This is a genomic window from Aeromonas sp. s2, assembly GCF_040907935.1.
In the GTDB taxonomy this organism is placed as follows: Bacteria; Pseudomonadota; Gammaproteobacteria; order Enterobacterales; family Aeromonadaceae; genus Aeromonas; species Aeromonas dhakensis.
This window is the reverse complement of sequence record NZ_JBFOCR010000005.1, coordinates 216,971-242,367: the sequence shown is the minus strand read 5'-3', so window position 1 is coordinate 242,367 and position 25,397 is coordinate 216,971. Positions and strand designations below refer to the sequence as shown.

The window sequence follows — 25,397 nt, the reverse complement described above, 5'->3', positions numbered from 1 at the left end:
CGGAAAATAACGGCAAGGGGGCTGAAAAAAAGCCCCTTTTTCGTCACGTGGCCGCAACATTTTTCTGTAATTGTTAGCCAGCTCGCGGCGGCCCTGCGCCGAAACGGGCAGAGTAGGCGCTGTGGTTGGCCGAGGCCGCCATGATGCTCAATCAGAATCGTAACAAGGTGCTGCGGCCCGCCTGGCGGGGCGCAAAACATAACGTCAAAAAGAAAAGGAAACTGGCATGTCAGGAAGACACTCTCTGGTAGCGCTGGCCGTCGGGCTGGCGCTGGCGGGACAGGCACAGGCACAGCTGCTTATCAGCGAATACCTGGAAGGCTCGGGCAACAACAAGGCGGTGGAGCTGAGCAACCTCGGCAGCGACGCCGTCGATCTCTCCCAATACCGGTTGGCGCTCTACGCCAACGGCAAACCCATCAGCGAATCACCTACCAACAGCCTGGCGCTGCAAGGCACGCTGGCCCCGGGGGCCACTTTGGTGCTGGCCAACCCCTCCGCCAGCAGCGAGATCCTGGCCAAGGCCAACCGCACCAGCGGCAACCTGGTGTTCAACGGTGACGATGCCCTGGTGCTCTATCGCGGCAGCGAGATAATCGACAGTTTCGGCCAGGTCGGTGTGGATCCGGGCACGGCCTGGGTCTCTGGCAACGTCTCGACCCTGGACATGACCCTGCGCCGCAAGGCCACCGTCACCACCGGCCGGACTGATGCAACCGCCCCCTTCGATCCGGCGCTCGAATACGTGGCCGCCCCGAAAGATGACGCCAGTGGCCTGGGTTGCAGCGGCGATGGCCCCTGCGATGGCACCCAGCCGCCCGCCTTCGTCTGCCCGGTGGACAGCCTGGTGCCGGTGCCCGCCATTCAGGGCCCAGGCACCAGCAGCCCCCTGGTGCCGGCCGGCAAGTTTGAATCGGAGCAGGCCTACGCCACCCGCGGTGTGGTGACTCAGGTAGTGAGCGGCCTCTACAAGGGCTTCTTCATTCAGGATGAGCAGGGGGATGGCGATCCGGCCACCTCCGACGGCCTCTTCGTCTACAGCACCAAGGCCAACGCTGCCATCGTGCCGGGCGCCGAGGTGTGCGTCTCTGGCAAGGTGAAAGAGTATTTCAATCAGACCCAGATCAACGCCGACGAGCTGGTGGTGACCCGGCCCGCTGGGGCCGTGCCGGCGGCGGTGGATCTGGTGCCGGTGGCGGGGGAGAGCCTGAGCCAGCTGCTGGAACGTCACGAGGGGATGCAGGTGCGACTGGTGCCCGCATCCAGCCTGGTGGTGACCCGCAACTTCAGCTTCGATTACGACGGCAAGCGCAACAACCTGGTGCTCTCTTATGGTGCGCCGCTCATCAAGTCGACCCAGAAGTTTGCCGCCATGAGCGAGGAGGCAAGCAACTGGGCCCTGCGCAACCAGCAGAACCAGCTGGTGGTGGAGACCGACGCCAAGGCGCCGGACGGTGTGCTGCCCTGGTTCCCCGGCTTCAACGCCGAGGATGGTTACCTGCGCATCGGCGACAAGCTCAATGGGCTGGAGGGGGCGCTTGGCTACTCCTACAACCTGTTCCGGCTGGTGGCCAGTAACCGCATCGATGCCAGCCAGATAGATCACAGCGGCTGGGATCGGGTGGAAACCCCTGAGCTTGCCGAGGCGGGGGATCTGCGAGTCGCCAGCTTCAACGTGCTCAACTTCTTCACCACGGTCGTGGGGGGCGATGCCAACCCCACCGGCAGCAACCGGGGCGCCTTGACGGTGGCGGAGTTCGAGTTGCAGCGCACCAAGATCGTCAGCGCCATCACCCGCCTCAATGCGGACGTGGTGGGGCTGATGGAGATAGAGAACAACGGCTACGGCGACAACTCCGCCATCGCCAACCTGGTGGTGGCCCTCAACGCTGCCCAGCCGGATGAGGCGGATCACTACCGCTGGATTGCCTCGCCAGATGGCAAGCCGATTGGCACTGACGCCATCACGGTGGGACTCATCTACCGGCCCGCCAAGGTGACCCCGGAGGGGGCCGCCAGCCTCATCGCGCTGCCGGTGCAGCAGGCCGAGGCGCAGGACGCCAGCGGCAAGCCGGTGACCATCAACCAGGGGATGCGCGAGTCGCTGGTGCAGCGTTTCAGCTCGCCCAAGGGGGATGCGCCGCTGACCCTGGTGGTCAACCACCTCAAGTCCAAGGGCTCTGCCTGCTTCGAGGATTACCCCGACTACGCCAGCGCCGATCCGCTGGATGGCCAGGGCCACTGCAATGCGCTGCGGGTCTCCGCCGCCAAGGTGCTGGGTGAGCACCTCAAGGATCTGGCCGGGGATCTGCTGCTCATCGGCGACATGAACGCCTACGGCATGGAGGATCCCATCCGGGTGCTGACCGACTATGATCCGGCCGCCCAATCGCGCCAGATCATGAGCGCCTCCTTCACCACCTTGGCGGGTCAACCCTTCGAGGAGAGCGGCAGCGCCCTTGGCAAGGGGTATGGTCTGGTGAACCTCAACACCCGCTTCCACGGCACCGACACCTACTCCTACAGCTATGAAGGGGAGCTCGGCAACCTGGATCACGCCCTGGCAAACCCGAGCCTCGCGGCCAAGGTGATCGGCATCGAGGATTGGCACATCAACTCCGCCGAGAGCAACTTCTTCGAGTACGGCACCAAGTACAGCGGCCAGCTGGCGAAATCCGAGGGGCCCTTCAGCGCCTCGGATCACGATCCCGTGCTGGTGGCCATCCAGTATCCGCTGCCGCCAGCCGGGGTATTGAGCCTCGAGAGCGCAGCCGCCAGCGTGGAGGAGGGCAACACCCTGACCCTGAGCGTGGCGCGCCGCGACGGCAGCTATGGGGAGGCCAGCGTGAGTTATCGCATTGCCTACGGCAGCGCGGACGCAAGCGACGTGGCGCCGCTCACCGGCACCCTGCACTGGGCCGCCGGCCAGAGCGACAGCCAGACCATCAGCATCCCGGTGAAGAGCGACACCCTGAACGAGGGGGACGAGACCTTTACCCTGGAGCTGTTTGACCCGAGCGGCGCGACCCTGGGCGAGCAGCACCAGACCCTGGTGACCATCAAGGACAAGCTGGCGCCGTCCACCATCTCGCTGGCGCGCGCCAGCCTGACGGTGAACGAGGGGCAGTGGTTTGCCGAGATCCCGCTGGTGCGCAGCGGCGATCTGAGCAAACCGGCCCGGGCCCGGGTGGCCCTTGACGGGGTTACGGCGCGCTGGGGGCTGGATTTCCTGCCCTGGTTCAGCCAGACCGTGAGCTGGGCCGCTGGCGAGGGGGGCAGCAAGTCGGTCAAGGTGCTGATCATCGATGACTGGTTTGTCGAGCCCACCGAGCAGTTCAAGGTGAGCCTGGCCGCGCTGCAGGGTGCCCAGCCGGGCAACCTGCAGGAGGCCCGGGTCGACATTCTGGACAACGACAAGTCATGGTGGCCCTTCGGTCGCCACTGAGGATGACTTCTCAATATGAAAAGGGGCCTGCGGGCCCCTTTCTGTTGTTTTTGTTGTCGGCCAAGAGTGCCAAAAACAGCGAGGCCCATCACCAGGATGGGCCTCTGAGCTGGACCAGCTGACGGGATCAGCTGCCGCTCTGGGGACCGTCGATCACCAGCTTGCCATCCTTGACCGGGATGGTGGCGCCGGGGGCCTTGTTCATGCGGATCACCCCTTCCTGACCGGCGAGGCGGTAGGTGACGTCATAGCCCAGGGTGCGGGTGCTGCTCTCCTGCACCGTCTTGCAGCGCTGCTCCGTGGTGGTGTAGGTATCACCGGCCTGCATGTTGCCCTGCACCTGGTTGCCGGCATAGCCACCCGCCACGGCGCCGGCGGCGGTTGCCACCTTCTTGCCGTTGCCGCCACCAAACTGGTTGCCGAGCACCCCGCCCAGCGCCGCGCCGACCACGGTACCCAGGATCTTGTGCTCGTCCTGCACCGGTTTGCGGTGGGTCACGGTGACGTTGCGACACTCCTGACGAGGGGTCTTGATGGTCTCGGTCACCGCTTTGCTGGCCAGCACTTCGGCGAACTGAGGCTGTGATGAAAACAGGGATCCGCTGGCGGCGGCTGACAAGGCCAGCGCAGAGGCCACACCGATCCCGACTCCTGCCAACATGGATTTGTTCATTTTCTCTTCTCCTCAAATGCATCACGGGATGCGTCTCTTGCTTGCGCTCATCTTGGCACAAGGGCAAGGAGGCACAAGGCAAAGCCCGTGCGGGCACGACAGCCCCTGACTGCACCGAAAAGCGTCTCGTCAAAAAGGTGTCGGGCTTTGGCGACAAAGGGCGGCTGAAGGGAGAAAAAGCGATCTGCGAGTGGAATTTTGCGATTCAGCTGGGCCTATTTTCCCATTTTGCGCCAAGCTCCTGCCGCCGCCGGCTGGCCTAATGACAAACCAGAGGGGCTTGTCATCCACCAGCGTCAGTCAGGGTGCGCCAACCGCTTGATAAATCACTGTTGCCGGGAGGATTGGCGGCCGATAACAGATCACGGCAAGCATTATGCTTGCTCTGTTGGCAGAGAGGATCAATCGCGCGTCTCTGGCGGCCCGCACCAATGTGAGCCGGTAGGCGCCACCCGCAGTCAGGCCAGATTCGGCTGCGGTCATCCGGTCAGCAAGGGGGTTCATATGTCGATGCTGCCAAGATGGATACAACCGGCCGTGCAGGCCGGTATCATCACCCGGGAACAAGCCCAGCGGCTGCTGGACTCCCTCTATCAACCCCTCTGCGAGACGGCGCAGGAGCTGCCCGCCGACCTTGCCGACATCAGCCTCAAGCTCTTCTGTTTTCGCCAGCAGCACAGGGTGCGCCACTAGGCCCCGGATCTACGGCTTGGATAAGGTATGACCCCCGCCGGGGCGGGGGCCATCTGCCCTAGATCATCATCACCTGCGCCACCAGCATCAGGGCGCCGAAACCCAGCACGAAGCCCACCATGGGCAGCACGAACCTGACCCATTGGTTGAACTGGATGCCGAGCATCTGCAGGGTGACCAGCACCAGCCCGGTGGGGGCCAGGAACAGCATGGCGTACTGTCCCCAGTTGTAGGCCGACACCACGATGTAGCGCGGGATCATCACGGTATCCGCCAACGGCGCCATGATGGGCATGGAGAGCACCGCCAGCCCCGAAGAGGAGGGCACCACCAGCCCCAACAGGGTGAACACCAGCATCTGGGCCACCGCAAACACGGCGCCGTGCATGCCGGCCACCAGACTGGAGGCATAGGCCAAAATGGTGTCCGAGATCATCCCCTGATCCAGCACCAGGTTGACCCCCCGCGCCAGCCCGATGATGAGGGAGACTGCCACCAGCTCGGATGCCCCCTGGGTAAAGGCCTCGACAGCCTCTTTCTCCTTGAGGCCGGAGATAAGGATGATGACGATGGCGACGGCCAGGAAGGAGGCCGCCATCTGCGGGAACCACCAGCCAGCCATGGAGACGCCCCACACCATCAGGGGGAAGGCGAGGATGAACAGGGTCAGGATGATCTTGCGGCGCAGGGTGAAGGGGACACCTTCATCGAGGGAGCCCTCTTTCAGGAAGCGGGCCCGAAAGCTCTCTCTGTCTTCATAGGTGTAGGAGAAGGCGGGGCTGGCCTTGATCTTCTTGCAATACCAGTAGAGATAACCGATCACCACCAGGGTGCCCACCAGACAGCCGACGGCGCGAAAGCTGAGCCCCTCGGTAAAGGGGATGCCGGCGGCGTTGGAGGCGATCACCACCGAGAAGGGGTTGATGGTGGAGAAGGTGGTGCCCATGGAGGCGGCAAGGAAGATGGCCCCCACGCAGACGATGGCGTCATAGCCGAGCGCCAGAAAGATGGGCACCAGGATGGGATAGAAGGCGACAGCCTCCTCCTCCAGCCCGCAGGTGGTGCCCCCCAGTGCCATCACAAAGCAGACCAGCGCGACAAACAGGAACTCGTTGCCCCGGGTCTTGCGCGACAGCGCCACCAGTCCGGCATTGAAGGCGCCGGTCTTGTTGATGACGCCGATAAGCCCCCCCAGCACCAGGATGAAGACGATGATGTCGGCCCCCTCTATGGTGCCCTTGACCATGCTCACCGCCACGTCGGAGAGCCCCTTCGGCGCCTGGGCCAGCCGCTCATAGGTACCGGGGATGGCGATGGGCTTGCGGATGGTGCCGTTGACGAACTGCTCCACCCCGATATTGATGTCGAGCCTGGTCAGCTCATCCTGAGTGGCGGGCACTCGCCGGGTTTCCCCTTGCGGCGTGTTGATGGTCAGCATATGGCTGGTGGCATTATAAGAGAGCTTGGCATAGGCGCCTGCCGGAATTATCCAGGTGAGGGCGATGGCCAACAACATGATCAAAAACAAGATGGTAAACGCGGTGGGAAATTGTCTGCGGGTCTGGGTATTCGGCTCGGCACACATAAAATGCTCCTCGATAAAGCAGGTTCGGGCTCGGCGGAATATCGGGTCGATAGGGTTCCTTCGTCATGACAGAGAAGTGCGCAGTTTGACTGCCAGCTGAGCACTCGTTGGCGAGAAATCTGGCCTGATATTGAACATCCGGTAGATTGTTTCACCAAGAAACCATAACCCGCCGAGGGGAAGCATGAACAGCGCTGCGGGCCTGCTTTATGGAAGCCGTCACAAAATATATTTCATGAGGAATCTGTCATTAATTTATTGGCAATAAAAGGATGCACTGTCTTATGCCATAAATATCCAGGCGGTGGTGTTTGTAAATATATCGATATCGGCAAGCCTGCAACCTGATATGGCCAGCTTGCATGCCAGCAGCATATTCATTATTTGCCGGGTTTTATGCTGAGGATATTGGCCGTCGATATTTGTCGCTGAAAAAACAGGCGCCGACATGCGGAGCGGTCAGATTGGCGTCGCCAGCACCGCGCCTCTAAGACGTTTTGCTAATACCTGTGGCCATCGCCTCGCGCTAGGCTGTGATCCCCGATACGAGCACCCTCTGGCAGGACGCCAGAGGATGGTTGCCGGCGCTCCCGGGAGCGCACCGCTTTTGCTACCTGCGAGGAAGGAACCCGATGACAGAGCAGAACATCTATCAGCGCGATCTGGAAAAAAATCCCGCCAATTATGAGGCGCTGACCCCCATCAGCTTTCTGGGACGGGCCGCCCGGGTCTACCCCGACTATCCGGCGCTGATCCACGGCCCCCTGCGCCAGAGCTGGGCCCAGACCGAGCGACGCTGCCGCCAGCTGGCCTCGGCCCTGCGCCTGCGCGGCATCGGCGAGGGGGATACCGTCTCCATCGTCGCCCTCAATACCCCGGCCATGTTCGAGGCTCATTTCGGGGTGCCCATGAGCGGCGCCGTGCTCAACACCATCAACACCCGGCTCGATGCCGAGTCGATGGCCTTTATCTTCCAGCATGCCCAGAGCAAGGTGGTGCTGGTGGACCGGGAGTTCGGCGCCCTGGTGCAAAAGGCGTTGGCACTTGTCGAGAACAAGCCGCTGCTGATCGCCATCGACGATCCCCTCTATCAGCAAGGGGAGATGATAAGCGACCTCACCTATGAGGGGTTTCTTGCCGAGGGGAATGGGGATGAGCCCGGCTGGCTGCCGCAAGATGAGTGGCAGGCGATTTCCCTGAACTACACCTCCGGCACCACAGGCAACCCAAAGGGGGTGGTCTATCACCATCGCGGCGCCCACCTCAATGCGGTCAACAACGTGCTCTCCTGGGAGCTGCCCAAGCACAGCGTCTATCTCTGGACCCTGCCGATGTTTCACTGCAACGGCTGGTGCTTTCCCTGGACCCTGGCGGCGACGGCCGGGGTGAGCGTCTGCCTGCGCCATGTGCAGGCGGCGGCCATCTATGAGGCGCTGCACGAGCACAAGGTGACCCATTTTTGCGCCGCGCCCATCGTACTCAACATGCTCAACAACGCCGACCCGGCCCTCAAACGCGGGCTCGACCACCCCATCAAGGCGATGACGGCAGGGGCGGCGCCACCCGCCACCGTGATCGCCGGCATGGAGGCGATGGGGATCGCCGTGACCCACGTCTACGGCCTTACCGAAACCTATGGCCCCTGCGTGTTGTGCGAGCCGCAAAGAAGCTGGCAGGGGCAGGATGCCACCACGCTGTCGCGTCTCAAGGCGCGCCAGGGGGTGGCCTCACCCCTGCAGGGGGAGATGCGGGTCATCAATCCGGTCAGCGGTGAGCCGGTCCCTCAGGATGGCAAGACCATGGGCGAAATCGTGCTGCGCGGCAATGTGGTGATGAAGGGCTATCTCAAGAACCCGGTCGCCAGCGCCGAGGCGATGGCGGAGGGCTGGTTTCGCAGCGGCGATCTGGCGGTGTGGCACCCGGACGGTTACGTGGAGATCAAGGACAGATCCAAGGACATCATCATCTCCGGCGGGGAGAACATCTCCAGTCTGGAGGTAGAGGACGTGCTCTATCGCCACCCCGATGTAGACGAGGTGGCGGTGATCGCCATGCCGGACGAGAAGTGGGGGGAGGTGCCCTGTGCCTTCGTCAAGCTCAAGGAGGGGCGCGAACTCAGCCAGGCCGAGCTGATTGCGTTTTGTCGCGAGCAGATGGCCCACTTCAAGGCGCCCAAGCGCATCATCTTTACCCCACTGCCGAAAACCTCCACCGGCAAGGTGCAGAAATTTATGCTGCGCCAGCAGCTGGGGTGACTCTGACGAGAGCGCCAAGTCAATCAACGGGCCTGCGGGCCCGTTTTTCTTTGCGAGATGCAGGAAGCAAGGTTTCGATGGTAGCGGTTGCCAGCCAACAATACGTGCCTTTCGGGCCCATCCGGGCTTACCATGCCTGCCATATCCCGCCAGCCTGAGGATGCCCGTGAGAAAATCGGATCGACTGTTTCAATTGACCAACCTGCTGCGGGCTCACCAGCCTCTGACCGCCCGCGAGCTGGCAACGCGCCTGTGTGTCTCGGAGCGCACCATCTACCGCTATATGGACGATCTCTCTCTGGCTGGCATTCCCGTTTATGGTGAAGCCGGGCTGGGCTATCGGCTGAGCGAGGGGTTCGAGATGGCCCCCTTGCAGTTGAGCGCAGCCGAGCTGGAGGCCCTTATCACCGGGGTGAACCTGGTGGCGGTGCTGACCGGCAAGGGGATGGCCGATCCGGCCCGCTCCCTGCTCGCCAAGATAGAGGCGGCGCTGCCGGCACAGGGCATTCAGATGGACTGCAACCCCGTGGTGCGGGTACCGGACTATCGCACTGCGCATCCGGTATACGCCCGCTGGGATCAGTTGCACGAGGCCATCACCGCCGGCCGCTGGCTGGAAATAGGTTATCAGGATGCCAGAGCCTGCAAGACGGGCCGCCACATCTATCCCCTCGGACTCTTTTACTGGGGCGGATGCTGGACGCTCGGCGCCTGGTGTGCGCTGCGTCAGGCCTACCGGGATTTCAGGGTGGATCGCATCGATACCCTGGCACAGTGCCGTCAGGGGGAAGGGGCGCCCCCTGGCGTGACCCTGGCCGATTACCTCACCCTGCGACAGTCGGACGAGTTCACCCATGCGCGCAGTGGTGCCGAAACGGCAATTCAGGACTGACACAAGGCTGTCAGTAGCCCTTCGTTATGCTGTTTTCTCCAGACCATCCACAACGGAGAGAACAAGATGATCATCAAGGGCGACATGCAAGGGGCAGGGGGCGTCGAGTTTGCCACTTTCAGGCTCAAGGAGGGGGTGACGGAGGCGGATTTGCTTGCCCTGGCACACAGGGTCGAGTCCGAATTTCTTGTCCAGCAGTCCGAGCTCATTGTGCACTGCCTGCTGCGTGGCGCCGACGGCCTCTATGCTGACCTGGTGATGGCCCCCAGCCAGTCACTGGTCGAAGCCTATTGCCAGCAGTGGTTGCACAATGCCGTGGCAGGGGAGTGCCTGACTCTGCTGGAGCCTGACTCGGTGAGCATGAGCTTCTGGACCCGTATCGGCTGAAAGAGTGTGCGGTCTGCCGGCTCTCGTGCCGGTGCTGGCCATTAAATGAAACGGGCCCATCAGGGCCCGTTTGTGCTTCACCGGCTGGTCATTACTTGGTGTGGCGCTCATACAGCCGCTGCACCACATCCTTCAAACCTAGTCCCTCGTTTTGCAGCAAGACGGTCAGGTGGTAGAGCAGATCGGCGGATTCGTTGATAAGTTCCTCCCGATCCTTGGCCATGGCGGCCAGCGCCACTTCCACACCCTCTTCACCCACCTTCTGGGCGATGCGCTTGGTGCCCTTGCCATAGAGGCTGGCGGTGTAGCTGGTGGCCGGATCCGCGCCTTTGCGTGCGGCCAGGATCTGCTCGAGCTCGGCCAGGAAGCCGAGCGGTGGCACGGGGTGGCCATCGAAGCAGGAGGGATTGCCCAGATGGCAGGTGGGGCCGACGGGGTTGGCGGCGATCAGCAGGGAGTCCTGATCGCAGTCGGTGGTGATGGCGACCAGCTGGAGCACATGGCCCGAGCTCTCCCCCTTGGTCCAGAGGCGCTGCTTGCTGCGGCTGAAGAAGGTGACCTGGCCAGTCGCCAGGGTTTTATCCAGGGCTTCCCGGGTCATGAATCCCTGCATCAGCACCTCGCCGCTGGCGGCATGCTGGACGATGGCGGGGATCATGCCGTCACATTTCGCCCAGTCCAGGCGCTCAGCCAGCGATGCGTCGTTGTTTACTGCTTGATTATTCACGGATGGCGACTCCTTCGGTTTTCAGCCAGCGTTTCAGTTCGGGAATGGGGATAAGGCCTTTGTGGAACACGGAGGCGGCCAGCGCACCGTCCACGTCGGCGAGGGTGAAGGCATCGCGAAAGTGCTCCATGGCACCGGCGCCGCCGGAGGCGATGAGCGGCACCTTGCAGACGGCCCGCACCAGCTTGAGCTGCTCGAGATCATAGCCCTGGCGCATGCCGTCCTGGTTCATCACGTTCAGCACGATTTCACCAGCGCCACGCTTTTGCGCCTCCTCGACCCAGTCGAGGGTATGCCAGGCGGTGGTGCGAGTGCGGCTCTCGTCGCCGGTAAACTGCTTGACCTGATAGTGACCGCTCTGGGCATCAAAATAGGAGTCGATGCCCACCACCACGCACTGCACGCCGAAGCGCTCGGCCAGTCGGGTGATGAGGGTGGGATCGGCCAGCGCCGGGGAGTTGATGGAGACCTTGTCGGCCCCGAATTCCAGGATCTGGCTGGCATCCTCGACACTCTTGATGCCACCGGCGACGCAGAAGGGGATGTCGATGACCTCGGCCACCCGGCTCACCCAGCTCTTGTCCACCACCCGCTCATCGCTCGAGGCGGTGATGTCGTAAAACACCAGCTCGTCGGCCCCCTCGCTGGCGTAGCGGCGGGCCAGCTCGACGATGCCGCCCATCACCTCGTGATTACGAAACTGCACTCCCTTGACCACCACGCCATCTTTGACGTCGAGACAGGGGATAATACGCTTTGACAACATGCTCGTTGCTCCATGTAAAGCACTGTTAAAACTAACGTTGTTGCTAACGGGCCCGAGAGCCCGGTGGCGAGTGAAAAAATGTCAATGGCATGCTTTAACAGCGGGTTCCTGTACGGGAGAAAAGACCGGATCCGGACGGTGTTTTCACGCGGGGGAACACCACTATATGCACGACTTTATTCAGTGATTCAACCCTTTATCTGCCCTGTTGGCCCCCTGGGATCCCATGCTGCCATCGGGCTGGCGTGCCAGTGGTTCCCCATGAGAATCATCCGTTGCCAGCAGTGCCCGCAGAGTGAGCAGGGCCCCATCAAAGTCGAACACCTTGAGCTGACGGGCCAGCGTCTCGCCTTGGGCGCCCAGCGTGAGCATCAGGGGGGCGGCATACTGCTCGAACAGCGGCAGCACGGCGGTGTCGCTTTGCAGCAGCAGATCTTCCATCTGACGCAGCAGCGGTTGTTGCCACTGGCCGCCAAGGGGTGTCGAGGTGGCGGGGACCAGGCGCTCCTCCTCTCCCAGCAGGTTGAGCAGCTCAGAGAGGTGGCGCTCGATGGGCATCATCAGCTCGGCCGGGACCAGGTTTCCTTTGGCAAGGGCCTGCTCCAGCTGCTGACAGAGCGCGGCCAGCTCGACCAGCCCCAGGGTGCTGGCAACCCCGCGCAGGGTGTGAACCAGCCGGGTGGCGGCGGGCTTGTCACCGGTTTGCAGCTGAGCGGCCAGCTGCTGCATGTCCAGACTGTGTTCGCTGGCGAAGTGGCGCAGCAGGGTCACGTACTTGTTCTGGTTGCCCTGCAACACCGCCAGCCCCTGCTGCAGGTCGAGCCCGGGCACCCCTTGCAGGCGGGCGAGGGGGCCGATCAGCAGATCGTTGGCCCGGCGTTGATAAGCGGGTTTGGCGGCTGAGCTGTTGGGCAACCACTGTTGCAGCGCTGCAAACAGGCGGGTCGGGGTGACCGGTTTGGCGATGAAGTCGTTCATGCCGGCGGACTCGCAGGCCCTTCTGTCTTCTTCGAAGGCACTGGCGGTAAGCGCCAGAATGGGCACCTTATCCCAACCCGGCAGCGCCCGGATGGCGCGGGTGGCGCTGTAGCCATCCATCAGCGGCATCTGTATGTCCATCAGGATGAGATCGAAGGGGTGCTGACTGACGCGCGCCAGCGCCTCCTGGCCGTTCACCGCCGTCTCTATGACCAGGCCGCTGTTGCCGAGCAATTCCAGCACCACCTCGCGGTTGATGGCGTTGTCCTCCACCAGCAGCACCCTGGTGTGGTTGGCGAAAAAGAGCGCCTGCTGCACCGTCTGCTCCAGCCGGGCGGGCTGTTGCGGCTCGCCCACTCCTGCCGAGAGGCGGGCGGTAAACCAGAAGCAGCTGCCCTTGCCGAGGGTGCTGCTGACCCCCACATCCCCGCCCATCAGGGTGGCAAGCCGGCTGGTGATGGCGAGCCCCAGCCCGGTGCCGCCATATTTGCGGGTGGTGGAAACATCCGCCTGCTCGAAGGCCTGGAACAGCTTCTCGGTCTGTTCCGGGCTGATGCCGATGCCGGTGTCCTCCACCTCAAAACGCAGCAGATAGTCGCTGCCAAACTGGCGCTCCGGTCGTACCCGCAGGGTGACCGAGCCCTGCTCGGTGAACTTGATGGCATTGGCCGTGTAGTTGAGTAGCGCCTGGCGCAAACGGGTGATGTCGCCGTGCACCCAGGCCGGGGTGTCGCCGATGTCGACTATGATGGTGAGCCCCTTGGCGCGGGCCTGCTCGCTCATCAGGGCGCTGACGTTGTCCAGCATGGCGGTAAGGGAGAAGTCGCTCTGCTCCAGCGCCATCTTGCCGGCATCGATTTTGGAGAGATCGAGAATGTCGTTGATGATGGTGAGCAGGTGCTGGGCGGCGTTGTCGATCTTTTCCAGCCGCTCCTGCTGGGTGTGATCCGGCGTGTCGCGCTTGAGCAGATAGGTGAGCCCCAGAATGGCGTTCATGGGGGTGCGGATCTCGTGGCTCATGTTGGCCAGAAACGCACTCTTGGCGCGGTTGGCGCTCTCCGCCCGCTGATGGGCCTGGGCCAGTTGCAGGGTGCGCTCGTCAACCATCTCCTCCAGATGATAGCGGTATTGATCCAGCTCCTCGCCGAGCTGCTTCTTCTCGGTGATGTCGGCCTGTACCGTCACGTAGTGGGTCACGACCCCGTTCTCCTGGCGGATGGGGGAGACGGTGGCCAGCACATGGTAGTGGGAGCCGTCCTTGCGTTTGTTGATGAACTCGCCGTGCCAGCGCTGACCGCGCTTGATGGCGTCCCACAGGGCGATATAGGTGGCCCTGGGGGTGAGGCCGGAGCGCAGCAGGGTCGGGGTCTGGCCGATCACTTCGCTCTGCTGGTAGCCGCTGGTGGTCAGGAAGGCGACGTTGACATACTCGATGCGGGCCTGGGTATCGGTGATGAAGACGCCGTCCGGACTCTGCTCCAGCGCGAGCGACAACTGGCGCAGCTGCTGCTCGGCCAGTTTGCGCTCTGTGATGTCCAGATGGATGCCGAGCAGGCGCAGCGGGCGCTGCTGGGCATCCCGATAGACGCTGCCCTTGCTGCTGAGCCAGCGCACCTCGCCGTTGGGCAGCAGGATCCGGAACTCGAGCTCGACCGGCTTGCCGCCGGCGGGGAGGTCTGCCAGCAGCTTGTCGATGCGCGGCTTGTCGTCCGGATGCAGGCAGCGCTGCCAGGTGTGGATCTCGCTGAGCTGCTCGGCGCTGCGGCCATAGAGGCGGGCGCACTCGGGGGAGAAGTAGAGGCGACCACTCTGGATGTTCCACTCCCAGATCCCGATGTGCGCCCCCTCCTGGGCCAGCAGCAACCGCTGTTCACTCTCGCGCAAGGCGCTGCTGGTGGTCTCGGCGCGGATGCGGGCGCTGATGGCGTCATCCATCAGATTGAGCGCCGCCAGTCGGGCGCGGCGCTGGGTATCGAGCGCTATCTGCTGGTTGTGCAGCAACTGCTGCTCGGCAAGCTTGCGCTCCGTGATGTCCTGTACCGTGCCGTAAAGCTCGACTATGGCCCCCTCGCTGTCTCGAAGCGCCGCCCCCCGGGCGATGATCCAGGCAGGCTCACCCTGATCGTGGATCACCTCGGCGTCGCACTCGTAGGGCAGGCCATCCTGCAGGCAGCGTTCGACCGACTGGGCAATGGTTCGCCACCCCTCCTGGGTGAAATACTTCTTCACTTCGGGGTAGATGGCAGGGGGCAGGGAGGGATCGCGGCCATAGATGCGGTAGATCTCCGGCGACCAGAAGTGGCTGTCATCGGCGATGTGCCAGCGCCAGTTGCCGATCTTGGCCAGGTGCTGGGATTCACGCAGGATCCCTTCGTTGCGGCGCAGGGCTTCCTCCGCTTCCTTGCGCTGCTGGTTGTCCTCGATCACCGAGATGAAGTAGTCGGGCTCCCCCTTGAGGTTTTTGACCAGCGCCACCGTCAGGGTGATCCAGAGGATCTCGCCTCCCTTGCGCAGGTAGCGCTTCTCCAGGGTGTACTGCTGGCGTTCGCCGGCCAGCATCTGGGTCACATAGGTCTGGTCGATGAAGAGATCGTCCGGGTGGGTGATCTGCTGAAAGGTCATCCCCATCAGCTCGTCGGCCTGGTAGCCCACCATGTCGCACAGCCGCTGGTTGACCCGCAGCCACTTGCCGTCGGGGGCGACCAGGGCAATGCCGACCGCCGCCTGTTCGAAAGTGGCTTGGAAGCGGGTTTCACTCTGTTGCAGACGGGACTGGATGCTTGCCAGCTCTTGCCAACGCTGGGTCTCCCGGCTGCGGGAGTGGTGCACCGCGGCGCTCAGCAGGCTGATGAGGATGCCGTTGACCTCCAGAATGCCCCACTGCACCAGATCCTGGCCGGAGCCGATGCGCAGCTCGTGGACCGGGAGCAACACGAAGTAGGCCGTGAGCAGGCCGCTCATCAGGGTGCAGAGCAGACCGGGCAACAGCCCCCCCAGCAGGGCACAGACGATGATGGGCAGCATGAACAGCACCAGCAGGGGGCGCTCGCCAAAGGCGATGGGCAGCTGGACCCGGATCTGCAGCATCAGGACGGGCAGCAGCAGTGCCAGCAGGCAGACGCCCCAGCGCTGTTTGGTGGGGCGAAGATGCCACAGCGAAGACCAGTTCATCATAGGGACTCTTCCGGCGGAGTGGGGGCCTGCGGGTAGGGGGGCTGCTCTCCGAGCTGGAGCGACAACTCATTGATCTTGTGCTTGAGGGCCAGCATGGCGAGCTCCCTGTCCACCATCACCTTGTTGAACCGCTCCAGCTCGTTGTTTTGCTGGCGCAGTTCGCTCGCCTGACGGGTCAGGGCCTGTTCGACCTGCTCCCGCTCCGTGATGTCCAGCAAGAGGCCGAGCACGGCGGGCTGGCCACGGTAGTCGACGCGCCGGCCGTACAGCTCCATCTCGATGTTCTGGTGATCGTGATGCAGGGCGGTGAAGCGGGTGTGGATCTCGCTGTCTTCCTGCTCGCAGCGCTGCAGCTGTTCGGCCACTCTGGCGCTGTCCTTGGCACTGGCCAGAGCTGGCAGGGAGCAAATCTTCAGCAGCGCCGCAGTCGAGCCGTAGCCGAACAGGCGGGCAAAACCGGGGTTGATGTAGCAGAGCTGACCCTGCTGGATGATGTAGATGCCGGCCAGGGATTGCTCCACCAGGGCGCGGAACAATCCTTCACGCTCGCGCAGGCCCGCCTCGGCTCGCTTGAAGTCGGTGATGTCGCGGGAGATGCCAAAGATACCGATCACCTCGCCATCGCTGCCCTGCAGCGGCCCCTTGGTGGCGAGAAACACCCGCTCGCCGCCTGGCAGGGTCAGAAACTCCTCCTGGGTCTGCACCCGGTTGCTGGCAATCACCTGGCGGCCAATCTCCATCAGCATGCGCGCCTGATCGGGGGGAAAGATGGCCGTGTCATCCTGGCCCAGCATCTCGCTGGCCGACTTGCCGACAAACTGGCTGGCTGCCCGGTTGAACAGGATGTACTTGCCCTCCAGATCCTTGGCGAAGATAGCGTCTTCCGAGCTGTCGGCGATGGCGGAGAGCAACTGCAGCGCCTGCAGCCGGCCAGCCTGGGACTGGCGAACCTGCTCGGCCATCTGCAGCCGGGTGTGCTGGCGCAGCAGCACTATGCCCGCATTGGTAATGAAGAGGGCAAGCAGGCCGATGAGCCCGATCCAGATGCTCTCTTTCAATACCGCGCGGTTGAGCTCTGCCTCGTCTATCTTGGCCAGCAGATACCAGTCGGTGCCCAGCACCGGACGGGCGGTGCCAAACACCGGCACGTTGCGATAGTCCCGGCCAAAGAAGATCGCTTTGTCCTGGGCGTCGTGATCATGGCGCAGGTACTGGGCCGCCAGCAGCTCCTTGCTGCTGGCCGGCAACTGCAGGCTGAGGGCAGAGTCCGGACGATAGCGGACGTCATTGATGAACTGGATCTGCTCGCCGTTGCGGCGAAACAGCAGAGCTTCGCCGCTGCTGTCCGGCACTGGCCAGGTCTTGAGAATGCTGTTGAGGGGATCGCTGCTGCTGATCTGCAGCACGATCAGGGGGGGCTTGCCGTCGGTCACCGGCAGGGGAGCGATGAAATCGAGCCGGGCATGCCCTTGCTCGTCCAGGTAGGGGCCCACCCGGGTGATGCGCCCGGCGCTGACACTGGCCAGGGCATTGCGCAGCGCGGAGTTGAGGCCGCTGGCCCCCTGCGTCTGCCACAGCACCTCGCCACTCGGCGCCAGCACGGTGGCGGCGCTGAAACGGCGGATGGAGAGAAACTCATCGAGTCTGGCCATCAGGTCGGCCTGGCCGGCATGACTGGTCTGGGCTTCGCGATAGAGGGCGCCGTAGAGCGGGTTTTCGAGCAGGATGTGGGCGTCGAATTCGCGGGAGTTGAGCCACTCGGTGATGCGCTTGCCTTTGAGGTCGGCGATGGTCTCGAGCCGGGTCGCCTCCTTGTCCTGGGTCAGATTGATGTTCTGGGCGATGGCCATGGCGGTCAGGGCGATGATGAGGCCATTGAACAGCACGAAGGGAAGCAGTTGGCGCCTTGATGGCGTGCTGCTGACGGTGGGCTGATCGATGCGCCGGCGCAGCATGGCGTAGAGCAGGGTGGCGGTGATGACAATGAACAGCCACCCCTTGATGGTACTGGCCAGTGCGAACTGCGCCGGGGTGCTGAACAGCCACTCCACCGCCTTGTCGGATAGCAGGATCCACAGGCTCGCCACGGCGGCATAGGTGAGCACCACATTGAGTACATGGGCCCGGGTCAAGGGCGGCCGTTCAGCCATGAGGGACCTCGTTGTCGTCCTTGTAACGCTCGGCGATGGCGATGAACTCGTCGAAGTGGCTGTCAAAGGCGGTCACCACATCCGGGTCGAAATGCTGGCCGCTGCCGGAGAGGATCAGGGCGCGCGCCTCGTCATAGGGCATGGCCGCCTTGTAGACCCGCACGTTGATGAGGGCGTCGAACACGTCCGCCAGCGCCATCAAGCGGGCCGAGAGTGGAATGGCGTCTCCCTTCAGACCGTCCGGATAGCCGCTGCCGTCCCACTTCTCGTGGTGCCAGTGGGCGATCTCCTTGGCCAGGGTGAGAAATACCAGTGGCTGATCAATGTCCCGTTCAGCCTCCTCGATGGCATCGCTGCCGAGCTTGGCGTGGGTGCGCATGATCTGCCACTCCTCGGGCGTCAGCTTGCCCGGTTTTAGCAGGATCTGATCCGGTATGCCCACCTTGCCGATGTCGTGCAGCGGGGCCGAGCGGCTCAGCAGGTCGATGTAGCGGGGGGTCAGGGTCTCGGCAAAGCGGGGATGGGTCGACAGCGCGCTGGCCAGCTGCCTGACATAGCCCTGGGTGCGCAGGATGTGATTGCCGGTTTCGGGATCGCGGATCTCCGCCAGATGGGCGAGGGCGCGGATGGAGACCTGCTGGGTCAGATCATTTTCCGCCATGCGCCGTGCCACTTCGGCTTCCAGCGCGGCATTCTGGTTCTGCAGACCGTCGCGGGCCTGCTTGGCCTCCAGCTGGGTGCGTACCCTGGCCTGGACGATGGCGGGTTTGATGGGTTTGGTGATGTAGTCGGCGGCTCCCAGCGACAGGCCGTACTCTTCGCTCTGGGGATCGGCGAGGGCGGTGAGCAGCACGACCGGGATGCGGCTGGTTTGCCCGTTGAGACGCAACTGCTTGAGCACCTCGTAGCCGTCCATGCCAGGCATCATCACATCCAGCAGGATGAGGTCCGGTGTGATCTTGCCGGTGGCGATGCGCAGGCACTTCTCTCCGCTCTGGGCCGCGAGCACCCGGTAGGTGGAGGAGAGCAGGTCGGTCAGCACCATCAGATTCTCGGGGGAATCGTCGACAATCAGGATGGTGGCGGAGTGAGATGTAAACATGGATCCTCCGTGACGTTGTCTCAGTGAGTTCGAGTATAGAGTCAATTGTTACCAAGTAATAAGGACTTACCCCGATTTACCCCTTGCTGGAGAGAGGCCCGCAGGCGGGCCTTCACCAGTCAACGTCAGGAGGTTGTCTGCTGTGGCGGGATCAGCCGGCGCTGCCGTGGCTGCCCCAGCAGGCGATGGCGTCCCCCACCGAGAACTTGCCCTCCAGCAGGGCGCGACCGAGGATGATCCCCTTGACCCCGGAGCCCTTGAGCGCCTCGATATCCTCGATGCCGCCAATGCCGCCGGAGGCCTGGAAACCGACGCTCGGGTAGCGGGCGCAGAGATCCCGATAGAGTTCGACGTTGGTACCGGCCAGGGTGCCGTCACGGCTGATGTCGGTGCAGAGCACGTGCTTGAGCCCGGCGGGCAGGAAGCGCTCGATCAGTGCCTCTATGGTCACCCCGCTATTCTCCTGCCAGCCGGCTACCGCGATATGGCGATTGCCCTGGGCGTCGATATTGACGTCCAGTGCCAGCACGATGCGCTCGGGGCCGTACTTCTCCATCCAGTTGGCCACCAGATCCGGCGATTTGACGGCGGTGGAGCCGATCACCACCCGGCTGGCGCCGGCGGCCAGCAGGTCCGCCACATCCTGCTCGCTGCGCACGCCACCCCCTACCTGTACCGGTGCCTCGGTGGCCGACAGCAGCTGGGCGATGAGGGGGAGCTGGCGCGCCCTGGCATCCTTGGCACCGTCCAGATCCACCAGGTGCAGCTGCACCGCCCCCTGGGAGACATATTCATCGAAACGGGCCTGCGGGCTGTCGCTGTAGGCGGTCTTCTGGCCGTAGTCGCCCTGATAGAGCCTGACGACTTGGCCGTTAATCAGATCAATGGCTGGGATAATCATCCTTGTTAAAGCTCCAGAAAGTTTTGCAGTAGGCGGGCACCGGCCGCGCCGGAGCGCTCCGGGTGGAATTGGGCGCCGAAGAAGTTGTCACGACCGACAATGGCGGTAAACTGCTGGCCGTAGTCGCAGGTGGCGATGGTGGCGTCGGTCGCCTCCAGGGCGTAGGAGTGGACGAAGTAGAAGTAGCTGCCGCTTGGGATCCCCTTGAGCAGCGGGTGGCTCTCGTCGTGCTCCACCTGATTCCAGCCCATGTGAGGCAGGCGCAGGTTGCCCACCTCCATCAGCCGGATCTTGCCAGGGACTATGCCGAGGCAGTCGATCAGCCCGCCCTTGTCTTCGCCCTCACTCATGGTCTCTTCGGAGGCCTCCGCCAGCATCTGCATGCCGAGGCAAAAGCCCAGCAGTGGCTGTTTGGCGGCGCGAATAAGCGGCACCAGATTGCGCTCGTTGAGGTTCTTCATGGCGGCCACGGCGGTGCCGACGCCGGGCAGGATCAGCTTGTCAGCCGCTTCGATGTCGGCCGCCTCGCGGGAGACCCGCGGTTGCACGCCGAGGCGCTCGAACGCCATCCTGACCGAGGCAAGGTTTGCACACCCAGTGTCGATGATGACCAGCTTCTGCTTGTTCACTTCCATCACAGCACCCCCTTGCTGGAGGGGAGTTCGCTCCCTTCCACTCGAATGGCCTGGCGCAGGGCACGGCCAAAGCCCTTGAACAGCGCCTCCACCTGGTGGTGGGTGTTGCCGCTGCCCACCTTCATCTGCAATGTGATGGCCATGGCGTCCGAGAGGGAGCGAAAGAAGTGGGGCACCATCTCGGTGGCCATCTCGCCCACGTTGTCGCGGCCAAAACCGCTCGGGCAGTCGAACACGAAGTAGGGGCGACCGCTCAAATCCAGCGCGGTGGCTACCTCCTGCTCGGTGAGCGGGGTCTCTTCATCCGCACGCGGGCGGCCATCGATCACCGCCTGCACCTCGTCCATCGCCAGCACGAAGCCGAAACGACCGATGCCGCGCTTGTTGCCAAGAGCCTGGCGCAGGGCCTGACCGAGCGCGAGGCCGACATCTTCCACCGTGTGGTGATCGTCGATGTGCAGATCGCCGCTGACCTTGAGCTTGAGCCTGAAACCGGCGTGGGTCGCTATCTGATCCAGCATGTGATCAAAAAAGCCGATGCCGGTTTCAATCTGGTTGCCGCCGCTCTTGTCTAAATCCACAGCCACCTGGATGCGGGTCTCCTTGGTATAGCGCTCCACCTCGGCAACTCGTCCTTTGGAGAGCAGCTGATCACGAATGGCGAGCCAGCCGTGATCTTGCGGGTGGTAGCGAATACCGCCAATGCCCATGTTCTCGGCAAGCTGTAGATCGGTCTGTCTGTCACCAATCACGAAGGAGTTGGCAAAGTCGATGCGACCCGAGGCGAGATACTCCTTGACCAGGCCGAGGTGGGGCTTGCGGCAGCTGCAGCCGTCGGTGGGGAAGTGAGGGCAGATCAGCACCTTTTCCCAGCTTACTCCTTGCGATTCGAACAGGTGCATCATCAGATCGTGGGGCGGCTGGAAGTTCTCCAGCGGCAGGCTGGTGGTGCCCAGCCCATCCTGGTTGGTCACCATCACCAGCACGTAACCGGCGGCCTGCAGCTCGCGCAGCACCGGGATCACCATGGGCTCGAAGCGCAGCTTGGCGAGGCTGTCCACCTGCTTGTCGGTCACCGGCTCTTCAATCAGGGTACCGTCGCGGTCGATAAACAAAAACGGGGTCTTCATCGCTACATCCTTGTCTTACAAAGTGGGGGGCAGATCACGCAGCACGGCCAGCACGGCGTCCATCTCGCCCTGATAGCCGATGGTGACGCGAATGCTGTTGTCCAGGCCCGGCTTGGTCGAGAAGTCCCGCAAGATGATGCCGGCGGCCTTCATGGCGGCAAACACGCTGGCGCCATCCACAAAGCGCACCAGCACAAAGTTGCCCTTGTCCTCGAACACTTCCTTCACGCAGGCAAGCTTGGCCAGCTCAGCCTTGAAGGCGGCCTTTTGCCTGTTGAGCTCCACCACACGCTCGTGCATCAGCTCGAGCCCCATAGGGGAGAGGGCCTGCGCCGCTATCTGGGCGATAGGCTCGGGAATGGGATAGGGGGCGATCACCTTGGCCAGCATGGCGATCACCTCCGGGTTTGCCAGCGTAAAGCCGCAGCGGATCCCCGCCAGGGCAAAGGCCTTGGAGAGGGTGCGGGTCACCACCAGATTGGGGAAGCGAGCCAGCAGGTCCACCACGGAAGCCTCGGGGCAGAACTCGATATAGGCCTCGTCCACCACCACGATGGCGCGATCCTGCGCCTTCTCCAGCAGGGCGATGAGCCCGTCGCGCCCCACCAGATCCCCGGTGGGGTTGTTGGGGGAGCAGAGGAACACCAGCTTCACGTCGCCGAGGCGATCGGCGATGGCGGGCCAGTCCGGCTGGCGGCTGGTGGTAAGCGGTTGCTCGACGATACCGACACCACAGGTCTCGGCGCTGATGGCGTACATGCCGTAGGTGGGGGGGCAGATGAGGATCTGATCCTGTCCCGCTTCACAGAAGGTGCGGATCAAGAGCTCGATGGCCTCGTCGGCACCGCGGCTCACCAGCACCTGATCGGGATTGACCCCGGCGTAGGCGGCATAACCGTTCACCAACTCGGCCGGCTGGCACTCGGGGTAGCGGTTGAGACGGCTCCCCTCGACGGTAAAGGGATAGGCCAGCGGGGCCTCGTTGGCGTTGAGCCAGACGTGGCCCTTGCCGCCGATACGGCGGGCGGATTGATAGGGGGTGAGGGCCCGCACCACGCGGCGCGCCAGATTGGCAATGCTCATGACAAATCCTTCTGCTGTGCTGTTTGTTGGGACGCGGCGGCCAGGGCGTTCAACCTCAGGGTGACGGCATTCTTGTGGCCATCAAGCCCCTCGGCCTGGGCGATACGCTCGACGATGGGACCAAGGCCGCGAATACCTTCGGCGCTCAGCTCCTGCACCGTGTAGCGGCGCTGATAGTCGGCGAGGCCAAGGCTCGAGCAGGTGCGGGCATAGCCATAGGTGGGCAGGGTGTGGTTGGTACCGCTGGCGTAATCGCCGACCGACTCGGGCGTCCATGCCCCAAGGAAGATGGAGCCGGCGTTCTCGAGTCGGTCCAGCAGCTCGCGGGGTGCACGGGTCTGCACGATGAGGTGCTCTGGCGCATAGGCATTGGAGATGGCACACGCTTCATCCAGGTTATCGCAGAGGATCACCAGGCTTGAACCCAGCGCCTTGGTGGCGATGTCGCGGCGAGTGAGCTTGGCCAGTTGGCCCTTGATCTCGCCGTTGATGGCGTCGGCCAGCAGGGGCGAGGTGGTCACCAGCACCACCTGGCTGTCGGGGCCGTGCTCGGCCTGAGAGAGCAGATCCGCCGCCACGAAGGCCGGGTTGGCGCTCTCGTCGGCGATCACCAGCACCTCGGAGGGGCCGGCCGGCATGTCGATGGCGGCGCCGCGCCAGTCGCGGGACACCTGGCCCTTGGCTTCGGTCACATAGGCGTTGCCCGGGCCGAAGATCTTGTCCACCTTGGGGATGCTTTCGGTGCCGTAAGCCATGGCGGCGATGGCCTGGGCACCGCCGATGGCGAACACCTTCTCGACCCCGCAGGCACGGGCGGCAAACAGGATCTCGTCGCTGGCCGGAGACGGGGTGCAGAGCACCACTTCACGGCAACCGGCGATCGCTGCCGGAATGGCCAGCATCATCACGGTGGAGGGGAGCGGCGCGCTGCCCCCCGGCACGTAGAGGCCGACCCGGCTGATGGGCTGGGTGCGCAGCTCGCACACCACCCCGGGTTGGGTCTCGACCCGTACCACGGGTTGCGCTTGCGCGGCGTGGAAGGTGCGAATGTTGGCGATGGCCGCCTCGATGGCGCCCTTGATGTCGTCATCGAGGCGCTCGCAGGCGGCCTCGATTTCGGCATTGCTTACCTGCAGTTGCTGACGCGGGGCACGTTCGAAACGCTGGCTCAGCTCGCGCAGGGCCTCATCGCCCCGGCTGCGTACCGAGCCGATGATCTCCCGTACCACGGCGCCGATGTCGGCTTCGTCACTCAGGGCGGGCCGGGTCAGCACGTCGGCCTGCTGGGCGGGGGAGAGGGTCTTCCAGATCAGGGTCTGCATGATGTCCCTTCCTTATTCCATCATCTTCTCGATGGGCAGCACCAGAATGGAGCTGGCACCCAGCGCCTTGAGCTGCTCCATGGTCTCCCAGAACAGGGTCTCGCTGGAGACGACGTGCAACGCCACCTGATTGGTCTCGCCCGCCAGCTGCATGATGGTGGGTCGCTCGGCGCCCGGCAGCAGATCGGTGATGGCATCGAGCTTGTCCTTGGGGGCGTGCAGCATGATGTACTTGCTCTCGCGCGCCTGCTGCATCCCCTGAATGCGGGGCAGCAGGGTATCGATGATCTTCTGCTTGGCATCGGACAAGGGGTTGGGTGCCTGCACCAGTACCGCCTTGGAGCGGTAGATCACCTCCACCTCTTTGAGGCCGTTTGCCTCCAGGGTGGCACCGGTGGAGACCAGATCGCAGATGGCGTCGGCCAGGCCCGCGCGCGGCGCCACTTCCACCGACCCGCCCAGCATCACGCTCTTGAAGGCGAGCCCCTTCTCGTCGAAGAAGCGCTTGAGCAGCCCAGGGTAGGAGGTGGCGATGCGCTTGCCGGCGAGGCTCTCTGGCCCGGTGTAGTTGACGTCGTCCGGCACCGCCAGGGAGAGGCGGCAGCCGCCGAAGTCGAGCTGTTTGAGGGTCTTGACCGCAAAGGGTTGGCCCTGGGAGGCGCGGATGAGCTGCACCTCTTCCAGCACGTTTTCGCCGATGATGCCAAGGTCGACCACCCCTTCCATCACCAGCCCCGGGATGTCGTCATCACGCACCCGCAGGATGTCGATGGGCATGTTCTCGACATGGGCGATGAGGCGCTGCTCGCGCAGGTTGATCTTGAGGCCGCAGCTCTTGAACAGGGCCTGGGAGTCCTGGCTCAGGCGACCAGATTTTTGCATGGCGATGCGCAGACGTTGTGTTTCCATTGCTCGATTTCCTTCTAGTCAAAAACGAAAAAACCCTCGGAAGTGGGTGCTTCCGAGGGTTTATGAATCTTGCGGTCCTTTTGGAAGTCACCAGTTAAGTGTCTTCCAGCAGTCAACCTCCTGAAAGACTATTCGGGATGATGATGGTGGTGATGAGTCTTCAGGCTGGTGAACTGCATGTAATCAATCCTTTACAAATAAGATGTCGTAGTTGACGCCCGATTTAAACTACCTGCCTTGACGGAAAAAGCAACCGGAAAATGTGATTTGGTCGATTAAAGTTGAGAAAACGGTTTTATGGTCGATAACTAGACAAGGTGAGCCAGAGGAGGCGACATCATGCCCAGCCAGGACCTGTTATTCCCCATTCTGCCCAGGGCGCCGGCCGCGCCGAGCAGTGACGACATCAAGCGGGAAGTAACCCAGATCAGCCAGAAGCATCAGCTGCGCAAGACCAGCACCGACAACGGTGACTCCCAGCAGCGCCAGCAGCCTTACCCCTCGGTCAAGCGTGATCAGGAAAAGCCTGAAGAGGACGATCACAAGCCGGACCCCGATCACCAGATCGATCTCTTCGTCTAGGGGCAGAA

Annotated in this window: 19 protein-coding genes and 1 other annotated feature; of the genes, 6 read left to right on the top strand and 13 right to left on the bottom strand. The window is 63.2% G+C overall.

The features are described 5' to 3' along the window. Positions 1-226: 226 nt before the first annotated feature. Positions 227-3,445, top strand: a complete 3,219-nt coding sequence (locus AB5Y81_RS02550) for an ExeM/NucH family extracellular endonuclease (protein ID WP_279484329.1) — start codon at positions 227-229, stop codon at positions 3,443-3,445. 127 nt (positions 3,446-3,572) lie between these two features. Here AB5Y81_RS02550 and AB5Y81_RS02545 read toward each other — a convergent pair whose 3' ends face one another. Continuing rightward, positions 3,573-4,118: a glycine zipper 2TM domain-containing protein gene (locus AB5Y81_RS02545; RefSeq protein ID WP_016350791.1), complete on the bottom strand. Its 546-nt coding sequence runs from the start codon at positions 4,116-4,118 to the stop codon at positions 3,573-3,575. Between the two features lie 504 nt (positions 4,119-4,622). Here AB5Y81_RS02545 and AB5Y81_RS02540 point away from each other — a divergent pair. Then, positions 4,623-4,811, top strand: a complete 189-nt coding sequence (locus AB5Y81_RS02540) for a hypothetical protein (protein ID WP_017764436.1) — start codon at positions 4,623-4,625, stop codon at positions 4,809-4,811. Between the two features lie 58 nt (positions 4,812-4,869). Here AB5Y81_RS02540 and AB5Y81_RS02535 read toward each other — a convergent pair whose 3' ends face one another. Next, positions 4,870-6,396 (bottom strand): YfcC family protein, encoded by a 1,527-nt coding sequence (locus AB5Y81_RS02535; RefSeq protein WP_279484330.1) that lies wholly within the window; start codon positions 6,394-6,396, stop codon positions 4,870-4,872. A 632-nt stretch (positions 6,397-7,028) separates the two neighbouring features. Between AB5Y81_RS02535 and AB5Y81_RS02530 the strand changes: the two genes are divergently transcribed. The 3 genes from AB5Y81_RS02530 (at position 7,029) to AB5Y81_RS02520 (ending at position 9,930) form a co-directional block, all read left to right on the top strand. Further along, the gene (locus AB5Y81_RS02530; RefSeq protein ID WP_279484331.1) at positions 7,029-8,651 is read left to right on the top strand and encodes an acyl-CoA synthetase; all 1,623 of its coding nucleotides are present in this window, start codon (positions 7,029-7,031) and stop codon (positions 8,649-8,651) included. Between the two features lie 193 nt (positions 8,652-8,844). Continuing rightward, positions 8,845-9,543 carry a YafY family protein gene (locus AB5Y81_RS02525; protein ID WP_201880787.1) on the top strand — a complete coding sequence of 233 codons (699 nt, stop codon included), beginning with the start codon at positions 8,845-8,847 and terminating at the stop codon, positions 9,541-9,543. Between the two features lie 66 nt (positions 9,544-9,609). Then, positions 9,610-9,930, top strand: coding sequence for a hypothetical protein (locus tag AB5Y81_RS02520; protein ID WP_279484332.1), 321 nt, complete (start codon positions 9,610-9,612; stop codon positions 9,928-9,930). A gap of 91 nt (positions 9,931-10,021) precedes the next feature. Here the strand turns inward: AB5Y81_RS02520 and hisIE are convergent, their stop codons facing one another. The 11 genes from hisIE to hisG form a co-directional block, all read right to left on the bottom strand. Further along, on the bottom strand, positions 10,022-10,657 hold the full coding sequence (gene hisIE, locus AB5Y81_RS02515) for a bifunctional phosphoribosyl-AMP cyclohydrolase/phosphoribosyl-ATP diphosphatase HisIE (RefSeq protein ID WP_201889258.1): 636 nt from the start codon (positions 10,655-10,657) through the stop codon (positions 10,022-10,024). Next, on the bottom strand, positions 10,650-11,423 hold the full coding sequence (hisF, locus tag AB5Y81_RS02510; protein ID WP_279484333.1) for an imidazole glycerol phosphate synthase subunit HisF: 774 nt from the start codon (positions 11,421-11,423) through the stop codon (positions 10,650-10,652). The genes hisIE and hisF overlap by 8 nt, the downstream gene beginning before the upstream one ends. Positions 11,424-11,603: 180 nt before the next feature. Next, positions 11,604-15,575 (bottom strand): PAS domain S-box protein, encoded by a 3,972-nt coding sequence (locus AB5Y81_RS02505; protein WP_279484334.1) that lies wholly within the window; start codon positions 15,573-15,575, stop codon positions 11,604-11,606. Then, positions 15,572-17,725 (bottom strand): PAS domain S-box protein, encoded by a 2,154-nt coding sequence (locus AB5Y81_RS02500; protein ID WP_279484335.1) that lies wholly within the window; start codon positions 17,723-17,725, stop codon positions 15,572-15,574. Before AB5Y81_RS02500 ends, AB5Y81_RS02505 begins: the two co-directional genes overlap by 4 nt. Further along, positions 17,718-18,827, bottom strand: a complete 1,110-nt coding sequence (locus AB5Y81_RS02495; RefSeq protein WP_010633932.1) for a two-component system response regulator — start codon at positions 18,825-18,827, stop codon at positions 17,718-17,720. Before AB5Y81_RS02495 ends, AB5Y81_RS02500 begins: the two co-directional genes overlap by 8 nt. 151 nt (positions 18,828-18,978) lie before the next feature. After that, positions 18,979-19,728, bottom strand: a complete 750-nt coding sequence (gene hisA, locus AB5Y81_RS02490) for a 1-(5-phosphoribosyl)-5-[(5-phosphoribosylamino)methylideneamino]imidazole-4-carboxamide isomerase (RefSeq protein WP_201880631.1) — start codon at positions 19,726-19,728, stop codon at positions 18,979-18,981. 5 nt (positions 19,729-19,733) lie between these two features. Further along, the gene (hisH, locus tag AB5Y81_RS02485) at positions 19,734-20,363 is read right to left on the bottom strand and encodes an imidazole glycerol phosphate synthase subunit HisH (protein ID WP_279484336.1); all 630 of its coding nucleotides are present in this window, start codon (positions 20,361-20,363) and stop codon (positions 19,734-19,736) included. After that, positions 20,363-21,493 (bottom strand): bifunctional histidinol-phosphatase/imidazoleglycerol-phosphate dehydratase HisB, encoded by a 1,131-nt coding sequence (hisB, locus tag AB5Y81_RS02480; RefSeq protein ID WP_010633935.1) that lies wholly within the window; start codon positions 21,491-21,493, stop codon positions 20,363-20,365. The genes hisH and hisB overlap by 1 nt, the downstream gene beginning before the upstream one ends. Before the next feature lie 15 nt (positions 21,494-21,508). Further along, positions 21,509-22,576: a histidinol-phosphate transaminase gene (gene hisC, locus AB5Y81_RS02475; protein WP_368146532.1), complete on the bottom strand. Its 1,068-nt coding sequence runs from the start codon at positions 22,574-22,576 to the stop codon at positions 21,509-21,511. Then, positions 22,573-23,898, bottom strand: coding sequence for a histidinol dehydrogenase (gene hisD / locus AB5Y81_RS02470; protein ID WP_279484338.1), 1,326 nt, complete (start codon positions 23,896-23,898; stop codon positions 22,573-22,575). Before hisD ends, hisC begins: the two co-directional genes overlap by 4 nt. Before the next feature lie 12 nt (positions 23,899-23,910). Next, complete coding sequence (hisG, locus tag AB5Y81_RS02465; RefSeq protein ID WP_017764450.1) at positions 23,911-24,807, bottom strand: ATP phosphoribosyltransferase; 897 nt, start codon at positions 24,805-24,807, stop codon at positions 23,911-23,913. Positions 24,808-24,835: 28 nt separating this feature from the next. Then, positions 24,836-24,960, bottom strand: a sequence feature (His leader region). Positions 24,961-25,146: 186 nt separating this feature from the next. Between hisG and AB5Y81_RS02460 the strand changes: the two genes are divergently transcribed. After that, positions 25,147-25,389, top strand: a complete 243-nt coding sequence (locus AB5Y81_RS02460) for a hypothetical protein (RefSeq protein ID WP_017764451.1) — start codon at positions 25,147-25,149, stop codon at positions 25,387-25,389. Positions 25,390-25,397 lie beyond the last annotated feature (8 nt).

What these genes read in the sequence shown, in the direction of transcription:
- AB5Y81_RS02505 (WP_279484334.1), bottom strand. Translation starts at nt 15,575, where the DNA reads ATGATGAACTGGTCTTCGCTGTGGCATCTTCGCCCCACCAAACAGCGC.
- AB5Y81_RS02460 (WP_017764451.1), top strand. Translation starts at nt 25,147, where the DNA reads ATGCCCAGCCAGGACCTGTTATTCCCCATTCTGCCCAGGGCGCCGGCC.
- AB5Y81_RS02545 (WP_016350791.1), bottom strand. Translation starts at nt 4,118, where the DNA reads ATGAACAAATCCATGTTGGCAGGAGTCGGGATCGGTGTGGCCTCTGCG.
- AB5Y81_RS02530 (WP_279484331.1), top strand. Translation starts at nt 7,029, where the DNA reads ATGACAGAGCAGAACATCTATCAGCGCGATCTGGAAAAAAATCCCGCC.
- AB5Y81_RS02535 (WP_279484330.1), bottom strand. Translation starts at nt 6,396, where the DNA reads ATGTGTGCCGAGCCGAATACCCAGACCCGCAGACAATTTCCCACCGCG.
- hisC (WP_368146532.1), bottom strand. Translation starts at nt 22,576, where the DNA reads ATGAGCATTGCCAATCTGGCGCGCCGCGTGGTGCGGGCCCTCACCCCC.
- hisF (WP_279484333.1), bottom strand. Translation starts at nt 11,423, where the DNA reads ATGTTGTCAAAGCGTATTATCCCCTGTCTCGACGTCAAAGATGGCGTG.
- hisD (WP_279484338.1), bottom strand. Translation starts at nt 23,898, where the DNA reads ATGCAGACCCTGATCTGGAAGACCCTCTCCCCCGCCCAGCAGGCCGAC.
- hisA (WP_201880631.1), bottom strand. Translation starts at nt 19,728, where the DNA reads ATGATTATCCCAGCCATTGATCTGATTAACGGCCAAGTCGTCAGGCTC.
- AB5Y81_RS02550 (WP_279484329.1), top strand. Translation starts at nt 227, where the DNA reads ATGTCAGGAAGACACTCTCTGGTAGCGCTGGCCGTCGGGCTGGCGCTG.
- hisH (WP_279484336.1), bottom strand. Translation starts at nt 20,363, where the DNA reads ATGGAAGTGAACAAGCAGAAGCTGGTCATCATCGACACTGGGTGTGCA.
- AB5Y81_RS02500 (WP_279484335.1), bottom strand. Translation starts at nt 17,725, where the DNA reads ATGGCTGAACGGCCGCCCTTGACCCGGGCCCATGTACTCAATGTGGTG.
- hisG (WP_017764450.1), bottom strand. Translation starts at nt 24,807, where the DNA reads ATGGAAACACAACGTCTGCGCATCGCCATGCAAAAATCTGGTCGCCTG.
- AB5Y81_RS02520 (WP_279484332.1), top strand. Translation starts at nt 9,610, where the DNA reads ATGATCATCAAGGGCGACATGCAAGGGGCAGGGGGCGTCGAGTTTGCC.
- AB5Y81_RS02495 (WP_010633932.1), bottom strand. Translation starts at nt 18,827, where the DNA reads ATGTTTACATCTCACTCCGCCACCATCCTGATTGTCGACGATTCCCCC.
- hisB (WP_010633935.1), bottom strand. Translation starts at nt 21,493, where the DNA reads ATGAAGACCCCGTTTTTGTTTATCGACCGCGACGGTACCCTGATTGAA.
- AB5Y81_RS02540 (WP_017764436.1), top strand. Translation starts at nt 4,623, where the DNA reads ATGTCGATGCTGCCAAGATGGATACAACCGGCCGTGCAGGCCGGTATC.